The organism is Nocardia barduliensis (assembly GCF_013315795.1).
Classification (GTDB): Bacteria; Actinomycetota; Actinomycetes; order Mycobacteriales; family Mycobacteriaceae; genus Nocardia; species Nocardia barduliensis.
On sequence record NZ_JABLTE010000160.1, the window covers coordinates 1 to 12,885 of the forward strand.

Sequence of the window (12,885 nt, forward strand, 5' to 3'; positions counted from 1 at the left end):
GCTCCCCCGCCCTCGCCCGCCGCGCCCTATCCGAGCACGACGGTGCTGGTCTTCGACGGCATCCCGCCGATCGCGCACGCGGGCGGCGCGACGATCGTGCACGTGCGGCGGCCGGACGATCCCGGCAGGTCGGTCGAGGCGGACGTCACGCTGATCCAGGATCCGCAGGCGCCCAACCGGATCACGGTGCGCACGGCCGCACGCAGCGCGACCGTGCTCATGGTCACCACACCGGACGAGATGCACTACATCGGCGAGTCGCTGGCGGCGCGCTGACCGGCGGACACCCGAAACGGCCGGCTGGAACCCTTACCGTTCCAGCCGGCCGTCGTTCACGCCGGGGGCGATCAGAAAGCGGCGAAACCGTCGCCGACCTTGCCGTCGGCCTCGATGGCGCGCCCGAGCGCGCTCTCCACCTTGGCGGCGAGGTTGTCCAGCTTCTGGAGGGTGTCCTCCAGCTCGGTGGTCAGGTTCCGGTGCGCGGTGTCGAAGTTCGTGACCGCCTGCTCACCCTGCAGGTTCTCGCGGAACGCGGCGGCCGCGCCGTTGAGCTCGTCGATCTGCGCCTTCATGTTGGAGCCGTACTGGTTGAGGTCACCGACCATCTCGGTGATGGCGGGCGAGTTGTATTTGATCGTCATGGTTGTTTCCTTCTGGTCGTTCGGGTCGGCGATCCGGCTGGACGGCAACACCGTCCAGGGGTCACAGACCACCCTGGTCGGAGCCGACAATGGTGTTCTTGCCCGAGGTCACGGCCTGCGAGAGCCGGTCGAGCTTGCCGTTGAGCGCGGTGACCTCGTCGTGCCACTCGGTGGCCGCGGTGTTGAATTCGCGGTGGGCGTCACCCTGCCAGCCGCGCGCGACGGCCTGCACCGACTCGTCGATCTGGTTGATCGAGGTGCGAAGAGTGGAGATCGAGTCCTCCATACGGCTGACGACGCTGTCGATGCCGCCTTCTTCGACACCGTAGGTCTGCCCCGAGCCGTCGCCGAGAGTTGTGTAAGACATTTCGTTGATCCTTCCGTCAGAACTTGTGGTGGTGAGATCCAGGCGATCTCACCGAGCAATGAGGCAACCGAGTTACTTGCGACCCGAGAGCTACGGTGGCAGCCACCTCCCCCCGGGCAGCCCTTCCAGCAACGTGGCGACCGCCTGCGTCACCCGGTGGTCGGTACCCGTCGTGACCGTCGACCAGATCTGCTGATCCGGCGCGACCGCGGGGGCGACGACGATGCGCCCGCGGCCGGTGTCGTACACCACCACCGCGCCGGGCGCCCGGCTGGTCAGCCCGTCCTGGTGGGAGTAGGCCACGATTTCGGCGTAGGCCCGGCAGGAGCCGAACGCGAGACCGAGCACGGCGGCGTCTCGTTCGCCGACGCCAACGGCATACATCGCGTCGGCGTAGCCGCTGGAGCTCTCGGCCGCGTCCAGCCGGTCGGCCAATTCCGCAGCGGGCGCGCTGAACCCGGCGATCTCGGCGGGTTCGCACGGGCCGAGCGCGGCCAGCAGCGGACGGGCCAGCGACGAGTCCGAACCGTCGGCCCAGATCGGATGGACCTCGAAACTGTCGCCCGAGCGCACGGCGAACGCGTGCTGCTCGCCGCGGCGCGCCAGACAGAAACGGCGCGTTGAGCCTTCGGTGTAGACGCGGGCGACCAGCTCGCGATCCGGCTGGGCCAGGACGAACAGCGCACCGGCCAGTTCCGGCTCGACTTCGCCCTCGGCATCGAGCACGCCTCGGCCGGTCAGGCCGGCTGCCGCGCGTTGCTGGGCGGCACGGTATTCCTCGATCGAATCCTGTTGCGGTGCAACCGACAGCGCCAACGGCAGCGTCTGCACCCCCAGCCGTTCGGCGACGACGAGCAAGGCGTCGTTCGTCAGCGACGTCACCCCGTACCTCCCGTCTCCGGCCGGGTTTCCGCAGGCGCGACGGCACGAGCCGCCGGCTCGGCGCCGCCGAGCACCGCGGGCGCCGCCTGGATCTCGCCCTCGGCCCCGATCTGATCGCTCACGTCTCCCGGCAGGCCCGCGCGCGGGAATCGAGCCGAATCCTGCGCCGCCCCGGCCGGACCCATAGCGCCGGGAGCGAGCGGTGCGGGCTGGCCGCCCGCGCTCACCGTCGGCACCGGCGTCGCGCGCGGCACGACCTCGGACGTCGCGGCGGACTGGGCGTACACCGGTGCGCGGTACGCGGTGGGCACCCGCGGCATCGCCGGGACGGGCACCACCCCGATCGGCACCGCACCGTAGGGCGCCGCGGTCGATTTCGCGACCTCGGCCGGTGTCGCGGTGCGCTCGGCGGTCAGCGCCTGTTCCGGCGCCACCACGGGCGGCTCCTGATGCTGCCACGGCGTCGCAAGGGGTTCGGTGGCCATCTCGTAGTTCTGCATGACCCGCGAGGCCACCGCCTTCGCCATGTCCTCCTCGGCGTCGGTCTGCGCCGCGACCGCCCGGATCGGCGCACCGAGCATCCCGCTCATCGACTGCAACGTCCGCTGGACCTGCTGGATGGCTTCGAGATCCGCGGTGTTCGGCATCGCGAGACGGGCTATCTCGTACGCGGTGACCTGAGCCTGGAAGCGGGCGGCGTTCGCCGCCGCCGCCGCGGCCGCGTCGACCAGCCAGTCCCGCAGAGTGGCGACACGGTGGATCACTTCGTCGCTGCGCCCCGACTGCCAGGCGCCGCGCATGTCCGCGAGCGCCTTCTCGTACTCGACCACAGCGGCGCCGAACGACGCGGCCAGCCGCGACCACGCGGCGACGGCCTCGGCCATCGGCACGGCGCCCGGCCCCGTGGTGAGGTCGCGCGCGAGCCGCTCGGGCGGTCGCGCGGTCCACACCACGCCGGTGAAACCTGGCTGCGGCGGTTCGATCATTGCTGAAGACGACCTTTCGGTTGCTCGACGACGTGCGGGCCGATCAGGCGGACCGGCCGCCCGTGGTGTCGAAGTCCGCGGTGTTGGCCGACTCCATGCCGTCGAACTGGTTCGAGTGCAGCCGCAGCGTGGCCGCCAGCTTGCGCATCTCGTGCACGCTGGCCTGCGCGCTCGCCAGATACGACGACGCAACGTCGTTCGCGGTCCGCGCGGCGCGGCCGGAGACCTCGTCGCCGCCCGCGGGGACGACGGTCAACGCTTCCTCCGCGGAGCGCAGATCCGCCGCCAACCGGTCGGCCAGCGCGTCCAGCCCGGACGACGCCTTACTCGCCGTGACCGCGTCGAATTGCACGCTGTCGTACACGTTTCCCCTCGCGTCACTCATGAGACCCTCCTGTGTACTGTTCGGCACCCGCGTCAGAGCGTGAGTTCCTTGTCCGGCGGTGGTTCCGATGTCGTGTCGGCCGCGCCGACCACCGGCAGCGAGACCCCTTCGATCCGGCCGACCACCTCGTCACCGTGCTGGCCGGTGACCATCTGGCCGCGCAGCGCCTCGGTGGTCGATTCCCCGTCGCGGGCCAGACCCGCGCCCATGGCACCGGCGCCCATCGGCATGAGTCCGCCACCGGTTCCGGTCGCGCCGGTGCTCGTCGCGGTGGTGGCCGTCACCGACGACATTCCCGTGCCGGTACCGGCGGCCGGGGCGCCGATGCCGCCGAGCGACCCGCCGGCGACACGGGTACCCGGCCACGGGTTCAGCGGGGTGGCCGCCGCCGTGATCGCGCCGATACCACCACCGCCGACGCCACCGGCTCCACCGGAGCCGCCCGCGCCCGCGCCTTCCTTGCCCTCCTCGCCTTCCCCCGGTTCGCCCGCGCCCTCGGGAACACCCTGGGCCGCGATCGGTTTCGGCGCGAGCAGCGACGGATTCGCCGCAGCGAGCTGCCCCAGCGATTGGGCCACTTGGCCCGCCGTGCTGATCAGCGGCGTGATCATGCTCATCAGCTGGGTGAGCTGTTCGGCCGACTTGACACCCGTCGGCGCGTCGGTGATCGGAACCTTCTGCCCGGCCTGCGTCATCGTCGCGCTGTGCCCGACCATTTCGGCCTTCGTCTTGGCCGTGATCGCCAGCGCCTCCGTCATCGCCTCGATCGCGGAGGCGACCAGGAACCCCTGCCCGCCGGGCGAAGCCGCCAGCAGCGGCGCGAACGCCATGGTGGTGGAGAACTTCGCCACCACCGCCGACATCAGGCCCGCGCCCGTGAACACACTGCCCGCCGCGTCGACGAGCACCGACTTCTCCTGCGTGCTCTGCGCCGCCAGCTTGTCCGCGTCGGCCTGCGCCGCACCGGCCTTCTTCGCGGCCTCCATCGCCGCCATGCCCTGCCAGACCGTCATCAAGGTCTGCACCAGGGACGAGCCGACCTGCATCACGGTCTGCATGACGGTGGACACGTTCTGCAGCAACTGCGTCGGGTCGACCGGGGGCGCGGGCGGCGGCGCCGCGGTGTCGCCCGCCGGTGCAGGCGCGGGCGGCGGCGCGCCGAGTTGCCCGCTGCCGAACGCGGAGGCCAGCTCGGTCAGCGGGCGCATGAGCGCGCCGAGATCGATCGTCGGCAGCGGTGGCAACTCCGGCAGCTGCACGAAGGCAGGCAGCTCCGGCAGGTGCGGTAGACCCATGCTGTGCAGGACATCGTTCACCGGCATGTCCAGCATGGGCGCGAGAGCGCTGCCCCGCAGCAGTTCCAGGACCGTCGGATCCAGCGGATCGGCGCCGGGCGGCGGAGTGGCTCCTGGCGTCGTCATGACTGCGTGCGGATAGCTCCGATGGCCGCGCCCGACGCGCTGTCGGTGCCCTCGTACGTGGCGGCGGCCTGATGCGCCGTCAACGCGGTACCCGCGTGCACGGCGGCGAGCTGCGCCACCGACGACAGGTGGTTGGCCTGCGCGAAGGCGTACGAGACCAGGAACTCCTGGCCGATCAGGCCGAACACCGGGACCACCGCGGCGACCGTCGCGGCTTGGTCGGCCGCGGCGATCGCCCCCACACCGGCGGCCATGGCCGCCGATTCGCTTCCGTACACACGCAGCGCATCCGGGACTACTTCAATGTGGCTCATGATCATCGTCCAATCCCGAAACATCCCCCGACGTTTCGTATTCAACTTTACCTAGCGGAGACCGCGTTTTGCGATCGCGTAGTGGTTAACATCCGGTGACTACCCGGTGGCCTCCTCGTTGAATGCGGTGATAAGGGCACCGCGTTCCGAAAAAGCCCGGTGCGCGGCCGCTCGCGCAGTGTCCACCACCGTTTTCTCGAACTCCTCCGGTGAAAGCTTCGATACCGCACCGGAAAAACTCAGACCCACCAATGCGGCGTTACCGTCCACTTCCGCGGTCACCGCGCCGTCGGGCGACGTCTCGGACACCCGTATGCCATTCATGGCGTCGTTGAGATCGGTCAGCCGGTAGAGCTGATTCTGTACCCGAGCGATGAGCTCGTCCATTGTTTCGACCATGACAACCTCGCGAATTCCTCTGTCGCTCAGACGGATCGCAGCCAGCTCTGCGGTTCGGTGTCGTACTCCTGTTCGTCGATGATCTCCTGCTGCGCCACCTGCTGTTCGGTGGGCAATCCGGTCAGGGCCAGCATCTCCGAGGTGAATCCCAGTTGCTGCAAATGCGCCCGCCGCGCCAGGCCGGCCCGGTTCGCCGCCTGTTTGCACAAACGCAGGATCTCCCCGGCCAGCGCTTCCGGATCGCGGCGCAACTGATCCGAATCGACCTTGATGCCCAGTGGCAGGCCCATTTCGGTGGTGCGCACCGAAATCGAGCCGGTCACCGACGTGGCCACGAATTCCGTGGGAAATTCACCCGCGTGCCCCGGCTGCGGTGCGGTCATCGGCCTCCCCTTCCGAAAATGACGTTCGACAACAGGTTCTCACGCATGCCGCCCCATTACATTCGTTCGTCTTTGATGGATTGGACGACTTCTACTATCCGCGCGTTGATCAATTCGGCCAGACGCCTGACATCCGCCGCGACCACGGTCGGCGGCTTGCCCGGCACGATCACATAGCGTCCGTCGTCGATCAGATCGCGCCAGCTCAGATGCGAGCGGGTGATACCACGGGGGCCGAATCGCGAATGCCCCTGCTCGACCACGATCGTGCCGACGGTGGCGGCCGGCGCCCGATCGAAGGACTCGCTGCGACTCGCCGCGCGGTCTTCGACGTCGTTCACCAGGGAGCGACCATAGGAATAGTCCAGGCCATCGCCCTGGCCACCGTGCTCGATGAGATCGAAAGCGGACCGTCGACCGGCATCGACCTTCGGCAATGCGGCGGCCACGCTGTGCCCGAGCGTCAACACGTCGTGTTCGACCACCGTGAATCCCCCGGTCCGCTTCTCGGTACCCGGCTTCTGGGTCACCAGGAAGGCGCGGTTTCCCTTGCGGCCGGCGAGCATTCTGATCGAGCCCTTCGCGTTCCGCGCGTCCCGGCCGTCGATCGCACGGATCACCAGCCGGATATCCGGAATCGCGAGCACGGCCATCAGCTCCTCCAGCTCATGGCCCCAGCGCGCCCGAATCCGCTGCCACGCCTCGTACTTCTCCCGGCACGCGTCGTCGTAGTACGTCGTGCCGCTGAGGTAGACGAACGGGTCCGGCAGGCTCTCCTTCACCGCGTGCCACGCCGCGGCGAACTCGAGACCGGAGAACTCCCACGTGTCGCTCATTGCTCGACAACCGGTTTCGCCACCACCGGCGCGTCGCCGAGCGCCTCTTCCAAGTGCTCGGTCGAATCCAAGTAGTCGGCGCGCTTGTGTTCCTTCTGCTGTCCGCCTTGAGCGCCGCCGCCGGGACCGCCCATCGGCATTCCGCCCATCGGGGCTCCCATCATGCCCTGCCCCGCCGCGAGACCCGCGCGTGCGTCGGTGGCTGCGGTCACAGCGTTCGCCGTCGCGCGCGGGAACAACTTCGACGCCTTGTCCAGGTTCTGGCTCGCTGCCGATTTCGGCGCGCCCGGACCTCCGGCCGAACCACCGGGGCCACCGGTGCCCTTCGCCAGCGCCGATTCGAGTTTCTTCGTGGCGTCCGAAAGATTCGGCATGCCCGGCAGTCCGGCCAGCGCAGCCTGTTGCGCAGCCTGCTGAGCGGCTTGTTGCGCGGCCTGTTGCGCGGCACTGGCCACTTGCTGGCCGATCTGCTGCGCCTGTTGCGCGAGTTGCTGCGCTGCCTGCTGCGCCTGCTGGGCCTGTTGCTGAGCGGCCTGCTGCGCGGCCTGCTGTTGCTGTTGTTGCTGCTGCTGGGCGGCTCGGCGCTCGGCGTCCAATTGCGCTTGGCGCTGCGCGGCTTCCAGTGCCTTGCGCTGCTGCTCGGACTGCTGCTGTGCCTGCTGCATCGCCTGCAACTGGGCCGCGTTCATGCCGGGCCCAGGACCGGGTGCGCTGGCGGTACCCGGTCCCGGGCCGCCCGGTCCGGGCACCTGGCCGGTCGTCGGCGGAATCGGGTCCGGCAGTTTCGCGATGAACTGGTCGGTTGTCTCGACGCCCGGGACGTAGACCTCTTCCATGGCACGGACGTAATTCCGGACAGCCGCTTCTTCTTTACGCTGCTGATAGGCGGCGTCGGTCTCCCCCGAGTTTCGTTCCGGTGGATAGTCATCGCCCTGCTGAAGCCGCACTCCGGTGGTGTACAGCCATTCCGATACATATTCGAGGCTGTCGCCGATCAGCTTCATGTTCGCATTCAGCTGGTCGGTGCCCGTGCTGTAGGCGGTCATCGCCTGACGCGCACGCTCTGCGCCGCCGTTGTTGTTCGGGCTGGTCCAACTCGATCGACTGCTCGTCATCTGGTTACTGAGGATGTCGAACGTTTCCTTGAGCTCCCCGGCCAGCCATCGCCAGTCCGACGCGGCTTGCGCGACCTTGATCGGCATGGACGGACTGCCGCCGGTGATCGACGCGATGATCGTCTGGTACTGCGCGTAATCGAAATTGTCCGGGTCGTCCGCCCGCGCACCGCGAGGCTCGAATTCCACGTCGCCCGGCTCCGCCAGGCTGGGCGGCAATCCGTAATTCTCCTCCGGCCGCCGGTTCCCGACCTCGTTCCAATCCGGATGCGCGTAGGTGTTTCCGCTGCCGTCCCCCGCGGTGGTCAAGCCTGCGGGATCCGGCCGAGCCGAGAGGTTTTCGGTAATTCCCCTGTGCTCGCCGACCCGGCGCTCCAGCGTGGTGAAATCGACCCTGCTGGTGTCCTCGGTGCCCTGGTAGTGCCTGGCCGCCGCGAACAAAGTATCGGTCAGGTCGTCGAGGATGGTGATGTGGTCGTCGAGAATGCGACCGAGTTCTCGTCCCTTGTCCGAAAATCGACTGGCGAGCGCCTGCGCCGAAAGCAGCAAGTCGGCGAACGGGGGCAGCGAATCGATCTTCGACAGCTCCCTCTTCACCGACGCGACGCGAACGCGAACCCCGTTCGCCGCGTTGATCAAGCCTTCGAGCGCTCCGGGCCGCAACTCCAAGGTGCCGTTCCCGGCCTCACGGGACAGGCCGGTCCATAGATTCGGTTCGTCAGACATGCCACGCTCCTTCCGGCTCCCCGGTCAGCAAGCGCCTTCCCCCTGTTATCACTGCTGGGAAGCGCTGGACGTGAGCGCCGACGGCTCGGGGCGATACGATGCCGAGGTCCGATCCCGGAGACGCAGTCTCCAACCCGCACAACTGAATCCACCCCCGACGTGGGCGACGGCTATGCGCGCGCCACGGCGCAGTGACTCGTCCGCCCCCGCGCACGGGTTCACGCTTCTGCGCCCGGCAACTCATACGCTGACGACCCTCCTCATCGCTGGCGCGCCGCGACGGGCGATGCGCCACACGTCAATATGGCAGCCGGTTCTTAAGGCATGCCAAATATTGTCTTACGAGGCACCAACGATTCTATGGGAACTCGGGTTGCCTTCGCATGTACAGACCCGAATCCTGGTGGCCCAACGGCGCTGTCCACCCGTGCCGACCAGCGGGTTCCCGCTTCGCTGTTGGAGATTGCGGATTTCGGCCAGTGGTGTCCAGGCGAGCGAGCACGTGCCCCGTGGTCGGCCGAGTCGAGGTTCGAGCGACCTGGGTAGCGACGACTGCGGCTCAGCGCTTTTCGTCGTGCGAACCGAGCGCACCCACCGGGCCGTGGCGGTCCCGGAACCGCCGTTCGAACGCGGCGATGTGGGCCGACGGCGCCACCGAGGACGAAGAACGTTCCAGCACACCGTCGTCGGCGATATAGAAGATCGCCCGGCCGATCGCGATCTCGCCCGGTTCGACCGGGACGTACACCATCCAGCCGACGCCGATCCGGTCGGCGCGCAATTCCTCCAGTGGATAGTTCGCCGTGTCCACGCCGCTGGCCGCGAGGAAACGCGCGACTCGCGTGATCGCTTCCTCCCGCGCCATCGGTTCCGGAGCGGTCATGGCAACCCCGGCCATGGTGAGCTGGAAGAAGGCGCCGTCGAGGTCGAATCGGTCGTCCGAACCGAAGACGCTCGCGAGGGTCTCCCTGGTGACGACACCCACCTCGGCCGCGGACACCAGAGCGCCCACGGCCGCACGCCGCTGCGCGGTCGAGTCGTCGCCGAGCAGGCCGCTGACGATGTCCACGACGCTGTCGGAGGTCCACACGCCCGGCACCGCTTCGACGAACCGGTCCGGGCCGGGCGACTCGCCGCGGTACCAGCGACCGTTCTCCCACCAATAGCAGAACGACAGCAAACCGCTTGCCGCGCGGTGGTTCAACACCTGCCCGGCCACCCACTCCGGCGCACCCGCGTACAGATCGGGCAACCGGGCTCCTTCGTTGTAGGCCGCCGCGAGCTCCGGGGCGTTCCACACCCCGCCGGAGAGCACCGCCCGCCCGCCGGGCAGCGCGTACAGCGAGCAACCGCTGCGCTTGGCGCCCTCGAACCAGCTCAGCGAGGGCAACAAGCGGGGACCCCACGGTGACCCGGCAGCGACGAACGCCGCGGCCAGCACCGCCCATCGGGCAGCCATCAACGGGAACGAGGGCAGGTCGTCCGCGGCGGGCACCGCACGCACGCCCGCCTCGCGATCCGCCCGCGCTCGCGCCGCCGCCACCCCCGGAGGCCGCGACTGGCGATCGCCGTGACCGACGTAGGCGCCCAGCCACACGGGCAGCGAATCCCTGGGGAACACTGCCAGATCCGCGAGGTAGACCTCGGGCGGGAACAGTTGATCGTCCGGGAACGGCTCGTCACCGTAGTCGTAGTCGACCTCGATCCGCCCCGCGCTGGTGAGCGTCAGAAGCAAACGCCACCAGGGACCGTCACCGAAACCGGCCGCCAGCTGCCGGTGCTCCCGGACCAGCGCGACGATCCCGGGATCGGGATTCACCCGCACGACGCGTTCCTGGTCGTCGGAGTAGGCGGCCAGCGCCACTTCCGCGGCCACCGTCAGCGCGAACACCGCGTCAACCCGCTGCCATCCGGGCGGACCGGCGGCACCGAGTTCCCGGGCGACCTGGTGCATGAGCGCCTTGGCTCGTTCGGCGACGTCCTGCACCGGCGCCGCTTCGGACAGGGTGAAGCCGACATCGGGCTCATCCTCCCCCGGTTCGGCGTCCTGCGCGGGCTCGCCGGCCGGGTCGGTGGCGGTCGCTTCGGCCGTCCGCGCCTCGGCGGGGGCCGTCACGGTCGTCGCGGAATCACCGTCGCCCGGCGCGTCACGGGGCATGTCGTCGGACGCCTCGCCGCCTGGTCTGGTCACGTCGCGGAAATCCCCTCGTCTACCGCATCGGAGCCGGTGCGCGCACCACGATGCCTGTGCCCTGTTCGCCGTTCATCCTGGCACAACGCCGGTTCGAGCGCGGTCGGCGTCATGGCTCCTGCCGCAGGCCGAGCAGCGGCAGGTCCAGCTGATCCGCCGAGCGTTCGTTCCACGCGGTGTAAGCCAGAGCGGTGGGTGCGTCGATGCCGAACCCGTCGCGCAACCCGGTGACGACCATGTCGGCCAGCCGCCGGTACCCGGCCGAGGAACTCGGCCAGGGCAGCTCGGTCCACCAGTTGCTGTGGCCGGCATCGCGTTCCCGCCAGCCCGCGGCGGCGATCAGCGCGCGGCCCGCGGTACCGGCCCGCAAAGCGGGGTCGAGCCATCCGTCATCCACCAACTCGGCCGAGAGAAGGTCGTCCAGTTGCAGGAATTGGGCGTACCGCCGCCGCGGACCCGTCTCGGACTCGACCAGCTTCACGATGGAACCGGCATGCAGCGTGGCGAGTTCCGCGGCCAGCCCCGCGGCGATGTCTTCCCACCCGGTCAACTCTGCTCCTGATCCTCCAGCTCGATGGCCTGGTCGTGCAGTGCGAGCCAATAGTTCGCCACCAGCGACAGCTGCACCGAGCGGCCCAGATCCTCCAGCACCAGGGTCGCTTCCGCGCCCGCCCAGCGGACTTCGGCGGTGGCGCCGGGAATCCGGGCGGTCGGTGCACCGAGCGCATCGGACAACGCGGCGACCATCGCGGCGAAGGCGTCCCGCGAGCGTGCCCGGCCCTCCGCGTCATCCGGGGCGAAATCGGTGACCCGCACCTCGAGCTCGGCGATCAAGCCCTCGCGCCCGTGGATCTTGCCGCTGCCCATCCCGAAACCGGCATCAAGCAGCGCCCGGTCCGAATGGGCGGTCAGCACCTTCCAGCCGAATTCCTCCGCCAGCCGCGGGAGCGCGTCCATCGGCTGGGAGCCGTCGAGCGAGCGCAGCTTGGTCGCCAAGGCGACGATCTCGCTGTCGGTCAACACGCGCCATTCCGTCATGCGCCCACCCTAGGCCGTGACATCGGCAACCACCGGGCGCTCACCGCGCCGACCGGCGGCGGTCGAGTTCCTCGATCTTGCGGGCCAGCGCCTCCTTGCGCTCGCGGGCATTGGAGCCGTCGAGCTGCCCGGCGAAGGCCGCGCGCGCCGCGTCCACCAGCGCGTCCGGCACGTCGGGATACGCGCGGGCGATCGCCCACAGCGCGTCCTCGGTCTTCATGTCGAGGCCGGTCTCGGTGCGGATGCCGCCACCGGTGAGCACGGAGCTCAGCATCTCGTCGAAGTTCTCCCGCAATTCGTCGTCGGTCGGATGGTCGATCCGCATCATTCCTCCTCGCGTTGATGGTTACCCGTTCGCATCGTCGGCTCCGATCATCCGGCGAAGATCTCGGTGCGTCGCACGGGATCGGCGACCACGGCCTGGACCAGCGCACCGATGTCCATCTCCGCCGGCACCGCGCGATAGGTCAGCTCGCAGACGACGGCACCGCCGACGAGCACCGCGAACCGGGTGGTCCGCCACCCGACGGTGCCCCATTCGACGCTGACCGGGCCGTCGAGGTCGACCGTGCGATCACCGACACGCAGGGTGAGCCCGCCGCCGTGTCGATAGAACACCACCGGCACTCCACCGAGTTCACCGTAGACGCCGCTGGGCGGGCCCGCCTCCGACGGGTTGGCGCGCAACGCGCCGGTCATCGGGTCGAACTCGGCGGGCACACCGAACCCGGCGAACGGGCGGACGAAGAGAGTTCGTCCGTCATCCCGGCTCCGCGACCCGCTTCCGTTCGGGCCGCGATGGTCGACCCGTCGACCGTTGCCCGCTGGTGGGGGCATCGGCATACCGGGCGGGATCGGCGGAGGCACGGGCATGCCCGGTGGGATCGTGCCGTCGGGATAGCCCCGGCCGTCCGGGTTCCCCGGCCAACCCGGCGGCGTCTGTTGGTTCGGCGGGGCGGACGGTTCCGGCGGCGGCGTCGACGGGTAGAGCGGTGGCGTCGACGGGTACGAGGGGGTCGACGGGTACGGCGGCAGTGGTCCCGAAGGCGTCGGTGGGTACGTCGGCGGCTGACCAGGTGTCGGCGGTCCGGGTGGGACCGGCGGGACCGGCGCAACCGGCGGCTCCGAGGGCTGCGGCGGAACCGGCGGCGCCGGTGCCATCGGTGGGGCCGGGGGCGTCGGAGGAACCGGGAACTCCGGC

General features: G+C 69.5%; 16 protein-coding genes and 2 pseudogenes. 1 reads left to right on the plus strand and 17 read right to left on the minus strand.

What is annotated here, in order from left to right; all coding sequences use genetic code 11:
• A pseudogene (locus tag HOV91_RS36145) lies at nucleotides 1-276 on the plus strand (type VII secretion protein EccE); the annotation flags it as partial.
• Between the two features lie 71 nt (nucleotides 277-347).
• Here the strand turns inward: HOV91_RS36145 and HOV91_RS36150 are convergent.
• The 17 genes and pseudogenes from HOV91_RS36150 to HOV91_RS39610 all read right to left on the minus strand — a co-directional run.
• A complete protein-coding gene (locus HOV91_RS36150; protein ID WP_174189708.1) occupies nucleotides 348-641 on the minus strand; it encodes a WXG100 family type VII secretion target in 294 nt (97 codons plus the stop codon).
• Nucleotides 642-702: 61 nt separating this feature from the next.
• Nucleotides 703-1,008 carry a WXG100 family type VII secretion target gene (locus HOV91_RS36155; protein ID WP_043719957.1) on the minus strand — a complete coding sequence of 102 codons (306 nt, stop codon included), beginning with the start codon at nucleotides 1,006-1,008 and terminating at the stop codon, nucleotides 703-705.
• Between the two features lie 90 nt (nucleotides 1,009-1,098).
• Nucleotides 1,099-1,890, minus strand: coding sequence for an ESX secretion-associated protein EspG (locus tag HOV91_RS36160; RefSeq protein ID WP_174189709.1), 792 nt, complete (start codon nucleotides 1,888-1,890; stop codon nucleotides 1,099-1,101).
• Nucleotides 1,887-2,876, minus strand: a complete 990-nt coding sequence (locus HOV91_RS36165) for a PPE domain-containing protein (protein ID WP_174189710.1) — start codon at nucleotides 2,874-2,876, stop codon at nucleotides 1,887-1,889. The genes HOV91_RS36160 and HOV91_RS36165 overlap by 4 nt, the downstream gene beginning before the upstream one ends.
• A gap of 43 nt (nucleotides 2,877-2,919) precedes the next feature.
• Nucleotides 2,920-3,261, minus strand: a complete 342-nt coding sequence (locus HOV91_RS36170) for a PE family protein (RefSeq protein ID WP_174189711.1) — start codon at nucleotides 3,259-3,261, stop codon at nucleotides 2,920-2,922.
• A 32-nt stretch (nucleotides 3,262-3,293) separates the two neighbouring features.
• Nucleotides 3,294-4,682 carry a hypothetical protein gene (locus tag HOV91_RS36175; protein ID WP_174189712.1) on the minus strand — a complete coding sequence of 463 codons (1,389 nt, stop codon included), beginning with the start codon at nucleotides 4,680-4,682 and terminating at the stop codon, nucleotides 3,294-3,296.
• Nucleotides 4,679-4,996 (minus strand): type VII secretion target, encoded by a 318-nt coding sequence (locus tag HOV91_RS36180; protein WP_043720074.1) that lies wholly within the window; start codon nucleotides 4,994-4,996, stop codon nucleotides 4,679-4,681. Before HOV91_RS36180 ends, HOV91_RS36175 begins: the two co-directional genes overlap by 4 nt.
• A gap of 99 nt (nucleotides 4,997-5,095) precedes the next feature.
• Nucleotides 5,096-5,383 (minus strand): YbaB/EbfC family nucleoid-associated protein, encoded by a 288-nt coding sequence (locus HOV91_RS36185; RefSeq protein ID WP_228820423.1) that lies wholly within the window; start codon nucleotides 5,381-5,383, stop codon nucleotides 5,096-5,098.
• A 38-nt stretch (nucleotides 5,384-5,421) separates the two neighbouring features.
• On the minus strand, nucleotides 5,422-5,778 hold the full coding sequence (locus HOV91_RS36190) for a hypothetical protein (protein ID WP_174189714.1): 357 nt from the start codon (nucleotides 5,776-5,778) through the stop codon (nucleotides 5,422-5,424).
• A 56-nt stretch (nucleotides 5,779-5,834) separates the two neighbouring features.
• Nucleotides 5,835-6,614 carry an ESX secretion-associated protein EspG gene (locus HOV91_RS36195; protein ID WP_174189715.1) on the minus strand — a complete coding sequence of 260 codons (780 nt, stop codon included), beginning with the start codon at nucleotides 6,612-6,614 and terminating at the stop codon, nucleotides 5,835-5,837.
• The gene (locus HOV91_RS36200) at nucleotides 6,611-8,455 is read right to left on the minus strand and encodes a hypothetical protein (protein WP_174189716.1); all 1,845 of its coding nucleotides are present in this window, start codon (nucleotides 8,453-8,455) and stop codon (nucleotides 6,611-6,613) included. Before HOV91_RS36200 ends, HOV91_RS36195 begins: the two co-directional genes overlap by 4 nt.
• Nucleotides 8,456-9,014: 559 nt before the next feature.
• Nucleotides 9,015-10,646, minus strand: a complete 1,632-nt coding sequence (locus HOV91_RS36205; protein ID WP_312884913.1) for a hypothetical protein — start codon at nucleotides 10,644-10,646, stop codon at nucleotides 9,015-9,017.
• A 109-nt stretch (nucleotides 10,647-10,755) separates the two neighbouring features.
• Nucleotides 10,756-11,196 carry a TY-Chap domain-containing protein gene (locus HOV91_RS36210; protein ID WP_174189717.1) on the minus strand — a complete coding sequence of 147 codons (441 nt, stop codon included), beginning with the start codon at nucleotides 11,194-11,196 and terminating at the stop codon, nucleotides 10,756-10,758.
• Complete coding sequence (locus HOV91_RS36215; RefSeq protein WP_174189718.1) at nucleotides 11,193-11,684, minus strand: DUF6301 family protein; 492 nt, start codon at nucleotides 11,682-11,684, stop codon at nucleotides 11,193-11,195. Before HOV91_RS36215 ends, HOV91_RS36210 begins: the two co-directional genes overlap by 4 nt.
• Nucleotides 11,685-11,724: 40 nt before the next feature.
• Complete coding sequence (locus HOV91_RS36220) at nucleotides 11,725-12,009, minus strand: hypothetical protein (RefSeq protein ID WP_174189719.1); 285 nt, start codon at nucleotides 12,007-12,009, stop codon at nucleotides 11,725-11,727.
• Between the two features lie 47 nt (nucleotides 12,010-12,056).
• Nucleotides 12,057-12,404 (minus strand): hypothetical protein, encoded by a 348-nt coding sequence (locus HOV91_RS36225; protein ID WP_217441514.1) that lies wholly within the window; start codon nucleotides 12,402-12,404, stop codon nucleotides 12,057-12,059.
• Between the two features lie 40 nt (nucleotides 12,405-12,444).
• Nucleotides 12,445-12,885: pseudogene (locus HOV91_RS39610) on the minus strand (hypothetical protein); the annotation flags it as partial.

Bases quoted from the DNA above. Each gene is read 5' to 3' on its own strand.
- HOV91_RS36190 (WP_174189714.1), bottom strand. From the start codon at position 5,778: ATGACCGCACCGCAGCCGGGGCACGCGGGTGAATTTCCCACGGAATTC.
- HOV91_RS36175 (WP_174189712.1), bottom strand. From the start codon at position 4,682: ATGACGACGCCAGGAGCCACTCCGCCGCCCGGCGCCGATCCGCTGGAT.
- HOV91_RS36185 (WP_228820423.1), bottom strand. From the start codon at position 5,383: ATGGACGAGCTCATCGCTCGGGTACAGAATCAGCTCTACCGGCTGACC.
- HOV91_RS36155 (WP_043719957.1), bottom strand. From the start codon at position 1,008: ATGTCTTACACAACTCTCGGCGACGGCTCGGGGCAGACCTACGGTGTC.
- HOV91_RS36200 (WP_174189716.1), bottom strand. From the start codon at position 8,455: ATGTCTGACGAACCGAATCTATGGACCGGCCTGTCCCGTGAGGCCGGG.
- HOV91_RS36150 (WP_174189708.1), bottom strand. From the start codon at position 641: ATGACGATCAAATACAACTCGCCCGCCATCACCGAGATGGTCGGTGAC.
- HOV91_RS36165 (WP_174189710.1), bottom strand. From the start codon at position 2,876: ATGATCGAACCGCCGCAGCCAGGTTTCACCGGCGTGGTGTGGACCGCG.
- HOV91_RS36180 (WP_043720074.1), bottom strand. From the start codon at position 4,996: ATGAGCCACATTGAAGTAGTCCCGGATGCGCTGCGTGTGTACGGAAGC.
- HOV91_RS36170 (WP_174189711.1), bottom strand. From the start codon at position 3,261: ATGAGTGACGCGAGGGGAAACGTGTACGACAGCGTGCAATTCGACGCG.
- HOV91_RS36215 (WP_174189718.1), bottom strand. From the start codon at position 11,684: ATGACGGAATGGCGCGTGTTGACCGACAGCGAGATCGTCGCCTTGGCG.
- HOV91_RS36195 (WP_174189715.1), bottom strand. From the start codon at position 6,614: ATGAGCGACACGTGGGAGTTCTCCGGTCTCGAGTTCGCCGCGGCGTGG.
- HOV91_RS36220 (WP_174189719.1), bottom strand. From the start codon at position 12,009: ATGCGGATCGACCATCCGACCGACGACGAATTGCGGGAGAACTTCGAC.